This window comes from Treponema sp. R6D11, assembly GCF_054786075.1.
In genome coordinates this window covers 1-6,848 of record NZ_BDHD01000097.1, presented here as the reverse complement: position 1 = coordinate 6,848, position 6,848 = coordinate 1, and the positions used below count along the sequence as shown (strand labels likewise).

6 protein-coding genes and 1 pseudogene are annotated in these 6,848 nt (G+C 49.4%); 5 read left to right on the top strand and 2 right to left on the bottom strand.

Features of this window, described 5'->3' with window-relative positions:
* Window positions 1-135: 135 nt before the first annotated feature.
* Window positions 136-2,307: a peptidase U32 family protein gene (locus ACYVTD_RS08680; protein ID WP_461247380.1), complete on the top strand. Its 2,172-nt coding sequence runs from the start codon at window positions 136-138 to the stop codon at window positions 2,305-2,307.
* On the opposite strand, the gene ACYVTD_RS08675 is transcribed toward ACYVTD_RS08680, so the two are convergent.
* Window positions 2,304-2,771 carry a single-stranded DNA-binding protein gene (locus ACYVTD_RS08675; RefSeq protein ID WP_461247381.1) on the bottom strand — a complete coding sequence of 156 codons (468 nt, stop codon included), beginning with the start codon at window positions 2,769-2,771 and terminating at the stop codon, window positions 2,304-2,306. The genes ACYVTD_RS08680 and ACYVTD_RS08675 overlap by 4 nt on opposite strands.
* 219 nt (window positions 2,772-2,990) lie before the next feature.
* Here ACYVTD_RS08675 and ACYVTD_RS08670 point away from each other — a divergent pair, with 219 nt between their 5' ends.
* Genes ACYVTD_RS08670 through ACYVTD_RS08660 form a run of 3 tightly spaced genes read left to right on the top strand, consistent with a single transcriptional unit; the run spans window position 2,991 to window position 4,943 of the window.
* Window positions 2,991-3,713, top strand: coding sequence for an SDR family NAD(P)-dependent oxidoreductase (locus tag ACYVTD_RS08670; RefSeq protein WP_461247379.1), 723 nt, complete (start codon window positions 2,991-2,993; stop codon window positions 3,711-3,713).
* A 9-nt stretch (window positions 3,714-3,722) separates the two neighbouring features.
* Complete coding sequence (locus ACYVTD_RS08665) at window positions 3,723-4,406, top strand: Rossmann-fold NAD(P)-binding domain-containing protein (RefSeq protein ID WP_461247378.1); 684 nt, start codon at window positions 3,723-3,725, stop codon at window positions 4,404-4,406.
* A gap of 3 nt (window positions 4,407-4,409) precedes the next feature.
* Complete coding sequence (locus ACYVTD_RS08660) at window positions 4,410-4,943, top strand: DUF2284 domain-containing protein (RefSeq protein WP_461247377.1); 534 nt, start codon at window positions 4,410-4,412, stop codon at window positions 4,941-4,943.
* Between the two features lie 36 nt (window positions 4,944-4,979).
* Here the strand turns inward: ACYVTD_RS08660 and ACYVTD_RS08655 are convergent, their stop codons facing one another.
* Window positions 4,980-6,215: an ASKHA domain-containing protein gene (locus tag ACYVTD_RS08655; RefSeq protein WP_461247376.1), complete on the bottom strand. Its 1,236-nt coding sequence runs from the start codon at window positions 6,213-6,215 to the stop codon at window positions 4,980-4,982.
* A 111-nt stretch (window positions 6,216-6,326) separates the two neighbouring features.
* Between ACYVTD_RS08655 and ACYVTD_RS08650 the strand changes: the two are divergent.
* Window positions 6,327-6,848: pseudogene (locus tag ACYVTD_RS08650) on the top strand (hypothetical protein); the annotation flags it as partial.

The window sequence follows — 6,848 nt, the reverse complement described above, 5'->3', positions numbered from 1 at the left end:
ATAATACATTGGAAACATCCAATGCTAAAGAAAACTCTTCAATGATAGGCTTCTTTATAAAATACGCGTATAGAAAGAAGGTACCATCGCTATTTTAAGGGTATTTTAATAGTATTATTATGGGTATAATAACCCATGGAATTACTCGCTCCCGCAGGCTCGCCTGAGGCGCTTGACGCAGCAGTAGGCGAAGGCGCGGACGCCGTTTACCTCGGCTTAAAAGATTTTAACGCGCGGCTTAGAAGCGCCAATTTTACCTACGCCCAATTTGAGGGGGCTTTGCGCGCTTTGCGTAAGATGGGGAAAAAGGTCTATGTTACCGTAAATACGGTTTTTGAACAGCGCGAAGCAGACCGCATGTACCAGTTTTTAAAATACCTCGCGGGGCAGGGGCCGGACGCGCTCATCGTCCAGGATTTCGGAGTGGCGGCGATGGTAAAATCTGAATTTCCGTCTTTGCGCTTACACGCTTCCACGCAGATGAATATCGCATCTTCAAGAGGGGCGAACGCGCTTTCCAAGCACAATTTTTCGCGGGTGGTTTTGGCGCGGGAACTTTCCCTTGGAGAGCTTAAAGGCATTAAGAACGAAACCAACCTTGAACTTGAGGTTTTTGTCCACGGGGCGCTTTGCATAAGCGTTTCTGGGGTCTGCCTTTTTTCCAGTTATCTAGGCGGGAAGTCCGCCAATAGGGGAATGTGTACTCAGGCGTGCAGACGGCTGTACCACCGCGCCACCCACGGGTCAACTCTTGATAAAGAGGGGGAAAGCGGGTACTTTTTCAGCCCGAACGATTTACAGCTTTTGGAGCGCGTACCGGATTTGGCGGCGGCGGGAATTAACGCGCTTAAAATCGAAGGGCGCATGAAGAGCGCGAGCTATGTGGGCGCGGTGGTTTCCGCTTACCGGCTTGTGGTGGACGCGGTCTCTGGCGGCGACGAAGATGAAATAAAGCGGAGCATCGAACAGGGAAAAGAAATTTTGCGTAACGACTTCGCGCGTCCTAAGACGCAGTATTTTTTTGACGGGAAACCTTCCGCGATTGATTGGCTTAACCCCGCGCAGGACGGGGGGACGGGCATAAGCCTTGGGACGATTCTTAAAGTGAAGGGGGCGGGCGGCGAAAGACGCGCCCAAATCCTGCCGCCGGAAGGGTTGTCCCTGTCGGCGAAAGATTCGGTGCGGATACACAGCAGTGACGACTCCAACAGGGTTACGCACAAGATCGCCTTTGTAAAACCAGACGGCTCCCATTACTGGATTTCCGCGCCGGAGGGCGAGCTGGGCGACAGCGTCTATCTGATACAAACTAAGGAAATGCGAAAGCGTTATGCGCCAGTAATTTCTGGCAACAAGGGCGGCAAAGGGCCGGGAAGGGATAAGGCGCCGGAGATACAAATCGGACAAACGCGCGAGGGGCATGGCGAAAAACGTGACGCAAAGCACGGCCCTGATTTTCCAGAGGGGCTTTACATCGCCGTCTCGCGCCCCGATGATTTATACATCGTGCAGTCTTCGCGCCCGCAGAGGGTGATGCTCGCGCTGTCTAGAAAAAACGCGAGGTATCTGTTAGATGACACAAAGCCGCCGTTACCGTTTAAACCGGCGGAAATTATACTGACTCTGGATCCGTGGTTTCCGCAGGAAATAGCGGGATACGATAAGGGGAAAGCGGAAGAGGAAATTGGGCTTTTAACCGAAAAAGGCTATACCAAGTACGTGTTGAACAACCCCGGGCATTTTTCGCTTTTTAAGGGCAGAGAAAAAGTTAAATTGATAGCGGGGCCGTGGCTTTACATTTTCAATTCATGGTCGTTATCCTTCGTGTCGTCGTTTGGACCAGACGGCTTTGTTTCGCCTTTGGAAAACAACAGGCAAAACCTTGAACGTACCCTTGGGATAAAAAGCAAGGGAAGCGAAAAAAAAGGCGGGAAAAAAGACAAGAAAAAACATAGCGCGTTACAGTCAAAAATTTTTATAACGGTTTTCAACTGGCCGCCTCTTTTCAATATAAGGGCGGATCTTGGCGAAGTTTTCAATTTTGATTCTTTTACGGACAACAAAGACGAGGCCTTTTCGCTTGTTACAAGCCCCGAAGGTACGCGCGTCTATCCGCAAAAGCCGTTTTCCATAATAGATAAAATTCAGTTTTTAAAAGAGGCGGGGTTCGCCCGCTTTATCATCGATCTGTCCGGTCAAGCGTTGAAAAAATCAAACTACCGTGATCTGATGCGCTCCGTTAAAGAGAGCGCCCCCCTGCCTCACGCGAGCCGTTTTAACTGGAAAGACGGCTTTTACAGCGGCTAGAACGCTACTGCTTCCACCTCCTTGTTCGCCATCGCCGCCGCTTCTTCATCTTCGCCGAAGTCTTCGTCCACAATCTCACCAGAATACGCGGACGGCTGGCTTTCCGCCGCTTCTTCAGCCGGTTTCGCGTCCTTCTTGAATTCCGGGCGGAATTCCACGTGTTCCGCGACAATGGTAACCCTGGACTGCGGTTTGCCGTCGGTGCCTGTCCAGCGATCCTGTTTCAGGCGGCCGACGACGCGCACTCCCCTGCCCTTTTTTCCCTTGTTGTAACAGGACTCGGCAAGACGCGCCCAGGATTCCACGTTAAAGAAAGAAACTTCTTTCTCGAAACCGGTCTCCTGTTTGTAATAACGGTTCGACGCGAGGCTCATTGTGCAAACCTGCGTCCCTTTGGGGGTGGATCGAAGCAGAGGGTCTCTCACCAGATTGCCTTCGATAAGAATAGAATTGAGGTTGTTCATACATCCCTCCTCTGACAAGTTCCGGCAGCATAGACCGCCGGCCATGAATTTTCCAAAAAGGAAAAAACATAGATACTATATATATGCGCGCAGATGTATTTTGCATGACTTTAGCGGGGGAAAAATTTAACTTTTTTTAAAAAATATTTTTCGCTAAAGGAAAGCTTTTTTTCGGGGGCGCAAGGCGCAAGGCCGTTTTTTGTGCTATAATGGGACACTATGCCAAACGTTATTGTTACGGGAGCCGACCGCGGGCTAGGTTTTTCGCTTTGCAGGGAATTTCTTTCTCGGGGATGGACTGTTTTCGCAGGCAAGTTCCTTAATGACTATAATCTGCTCGAACGGGAACGCGAAAAAAATTCAGAGTTAAAAATCGTCCCTCTCGATGTCGGAGACAGGCGGTCTATCGAAAAAGCGCGCGATTATGTGAAGGAACAGACAAATTCGCTTGATATGCTTATCTCCAACGCCGCCCTTATGGGGGAGATTAAATGCAGTATCCTCGAGCCTCCAATGGATTTGAAGGCGCCCTGGGACTTTTTCCGCGTAAACGCGCTTGGTCCGACTTTTTTGACGGAGTGTTTTCTCCCCCTTTTGGACAACGGCGGCATGAAACGGCTTTGCTTTGTTTCTTCCGAAGTTTCATGCATAACCCTTATGAAGCACCGCGCCGGAAACAGTTACCCGTACCCCATGAGCAAAACCTCGCTTAACATGAGCGTGCGTCTGATGCACAATCTTCTGTATTCCCAAGGGTATACTTTCCGCCTGTACCACCCCGGTTGGATGAAGCGGCAGCTGCAGGACGGCGCCCTTTCGGAATTTGCGGCTTATGATCCGGCGCAGACCGCCGTTCACGCGGCTAAATATTTTGAAACTCCGCTTGGGGACGAACAGCGGCTTGTAATGTACGATTACAAAAGCCAGGAATGGCCGTTTTAAGGGAAATAAATGAAAGTTGTTTTAATTACGGCGCAAAATAATGATTTCGATAAAAACCTCGCGTCGGTTTTCGCGCGGGAAGGCTATAAAACATACGTTATGGGAAATGTGGTATCGGAGGGATTATTAGCCGTTCCCACGGACATAAAGGAAGCGGCGGACGTTATTCAAAAAGATTCAGGATGCATCGATATTTATATTGACGTAACAAATGAAAAAAGTACGTCGGACGATTTTAACGTGCGAACTGGCATAAACGAGCGGGTTATTTTTGATTTATATGAGGCGAACGTAAAACGCCCGATGGCTCTGTTGGAAGCGTTTCTGCCCCTTCTGGAAAAAGGAAACGGCAAGCGGCTTTGTTACATTACATCGGCAGAGGCGAGCATAAACGAGACGAGGGACGTTAACGGGCTTGGCTACAAGATGGCAAAAGCCGCGCTTCACAATTTTTTGCAGATAACGCGCAACGCGCTTGCGCCAAAAGGTTATACGATACGCGCCTTTGACCCCTGCCTTGCGGATTTTTCAGGCGGGTCGGGCATTTCGGCGCCGTTGGCGGCGACGCTGTCGGCGACGGCCGCTTTTAATTACTTTACCCGAAGGCGCGGCATGGAACGCGACGATCCCAACCGCGACGACGAGGGAAACCTTGTGTTACGCGACGCGTGTGGCAGGCAACATTCATGGTGAAACATGGACGACTATCATCAATATATTCGTGAAGCCTCCGCTACTTCGGGCGTGCCTGTCTGCGAGTGGGCGGAAATAAGCCCCGGCAAATTGGCCTTTCTGCCTGAGTTGCTTGACTACTGCAAGGCAAACGCCTGCGGCAAGTACAACAAATCATGGGCATGCCCGCCGGGCTGCGGGACGATTGAGGAAAACAGGGAAAAGTTCTCGCGTTACGGCAAGATACTTGTTTTTACGACGAAGCATCAGCTTGATGACCCTTTCGACCATGAGGGCATGACGTTGGGCAGGGAACGACACACGTTGCTTGCTGTCGAATTAAGGAAAAAGTTCGCGGGCGCTCCTTTATACGGCGCAGGGGCTTGCCCCGTCTGCGAGGTTTGCGCATTTCCTTCCCCCTGCCCTTTCCCTGAAAAAATGATTGGTTCTATCGAGGCGGTTGGAATCGACGTGACGGAATTGAGCAAGACGGCGGGAATCGCCTACAACAACGGGGCGAATACGGTAACATATTTTTCGATATTACTGCTAATGTAACATCTAAAAACCTAACCGATTTTCTTTTGACGTTCCCTAAATTATCATGTTGTCAGTAAAGGCTTCAGAAAACTCTTTGTCCACGGCAAGGTCTATGACACAAGCGCGGGAAATAATTTCATGGCAACGCGGCAGAAACGAGCCGTCCGTAAGGCTTTGCACCGCACCTTTCAGGCTTGTGTTGCCGCAGGCGTCGGTTTTTGAAATTATTTCGCGCGGGAGAAGCCCCGTAAAGGCCGCGCTTTCAAGATCGATGAAAAACCCGAGGCCGCCTGCGACGTACGCCTTATCAAAGGAAGCGGGACTTATACCCGCAATTTTGCAGAGAACCGCTATCCCCGAATAAATGGCGGATTTAGCAAGCTGGAAACGGCGTATGTCCGCCTGATTGACGCCGATATTTTCCGCTACGGAAAACGCCGTTTGCGCGTAACTATCGGCAAAAGCGCCTGATTCTTCTATTACGCCGAGTTTTTTCATTACCGCTACCGCGTCAATAAGGCCAGAACCGCAAATGCCGCGCGCTTTTTCATCGTCTACGGTTTTGTAATAAAGCGTTTCCTGCGCGGCGTTCGGGAGAATGGGCAAGTTGTACGCAAACCAATTCGCCGATTCGTCTTTGCTCAAACTTATCCTGTTTATAGCGCCGGCTTGCGCTATCATGCCGCAGGAAATTTCCGCCCCTTCAAAACAAGGGCCAGCGGCGGTTGAAGTGCAAAAAAATTTCTTCCCGTTTTTTTTCAGAACGGCAATCTCACCGTTTGTCCCAATGTCGGCAAAAAGCGAAGATTCGTTCTTGTTTAATATAGAAGAAAACGCAAGACCCGCGACAATATCCGCGCCGACAAAAGAAGAAATCCCCGGCAAAAGCAGGATTTGATCGGCGGACAGGTTTAGCTCCTTTCCGCTAAAATACCGCTCTTCCAAAAATACGGGCGTATAGGGCGCTTCCCCCATTGTGCCGGGATTAACGCCGCAAAAAAGGTGCATCATCGTCGTATTGCCGCTAACATGGCACTTATCAATTTTGGAAAGGCGGTATTTTTCGATAAATTGGCGCAGTATGCCTCGAGTTTGGCCGTTAATGGCTGCAAACAATTCTTCGGTTTTTCCTTCTCTTGCAGACGCTATCCGAGTCATCACGTCCGAACCGAAAACACGCTGGCTGTTTAATGCGGAGATTTCATCAAGGATTTCGCCTGACTCAAGATTCACAAGACGCGCCTGAACGGTTGTCGTGCCTAAATCCAACCCAACCCCGAATTTTCCCATATAAATGTCAGCATATCATAAAAATATCGTTGAATTTCAAAAAAAAACTGGTAAATTTACCGTTTCTGTATTATAATATATGTTGATATATTATACGCTAAAGGACAAAAAGTGATAAAACAGGATTTTCCCAAAATCCACTTTTATGATCAGGATTTTGTTGATATATATGACAAAACCTGGGCATGGATAGAGGATTGTTGGCACGGTGATGGTGAAAAAAGCAAAATTAACGGTAAATTCTTCTCGTATCCAGAATCGCCGACGGTAAATCAGGCCGACGCGATCTTTTCTTCGTTCTTTTTGGTGTATTCCAACAGAATTTACCAGGCGCACCCGACTTTAGACCTGTTTTATGACCGTCAGGAACCAAATGGGGCGATTCGGTGCGCCTACGACGTAAAAACCGGCGCTCCTGTAGTGGAAAGGGACAATCCGGAAGGGCTTGGAATACCGCTTTTCGCGTGGGCGGAGCACAATATCTACCATAAATCGGGAAACAAGAAACGTGTTAAGGACGTGCTTTCCATTTTGTGCAAATATTCGACATGGATCGATTCGGTATTTAAAAAACCGAACGGCCTGTATAAAACCCCGCTTTGCGCTACCGGAATGGGCAACCTGCCGCGCGGG

Coding starts and splice junctions, on each gene's coding strand:
- ACYVTD_RS08675 (WP_461247381.1), bottom strand. CDS start 2,771: ATGAACAACCTCAATTCTATTCTTATCGAAGGCAATCTGGTGAGAGAC.
- ACYVTD_RS08680 (WP_461247380.1), top strand. CDS start 136: ATGGAATTACTCGCTCCCGCAGGCTCGCCTGAGGCGCTTGACGCAGCA.
- ACYVTD_RS08670 (WP_461247379.1), top strand. CDS start 2,991: ATGCCAAACGTTATTGTTACGGGAGCCGACCGCGGGCTAGGTTTTTCG.
- ACYVTD_RS08660 (WP_461247377.1), top strand. CDS start 4,410: ATGGACGACTATCATCAATATATTCGTGAAGCCTCCGCTACTTCGGGC.
- ACYVTD_RS08655 (WP_461247376.1), bottom strand. CDS start 6,215: ATGGGAAAATTCGGGGTTGGGTTGGATTTAGGCACGACAACCGTTCAG.
- ACYVTD_RS08665 (WP_461247378.1), top strand. CDS start 3,723: ATGAAAGTTGTTTTAATTACGGCGCAAAATAATGATTTCGATAAAAAC.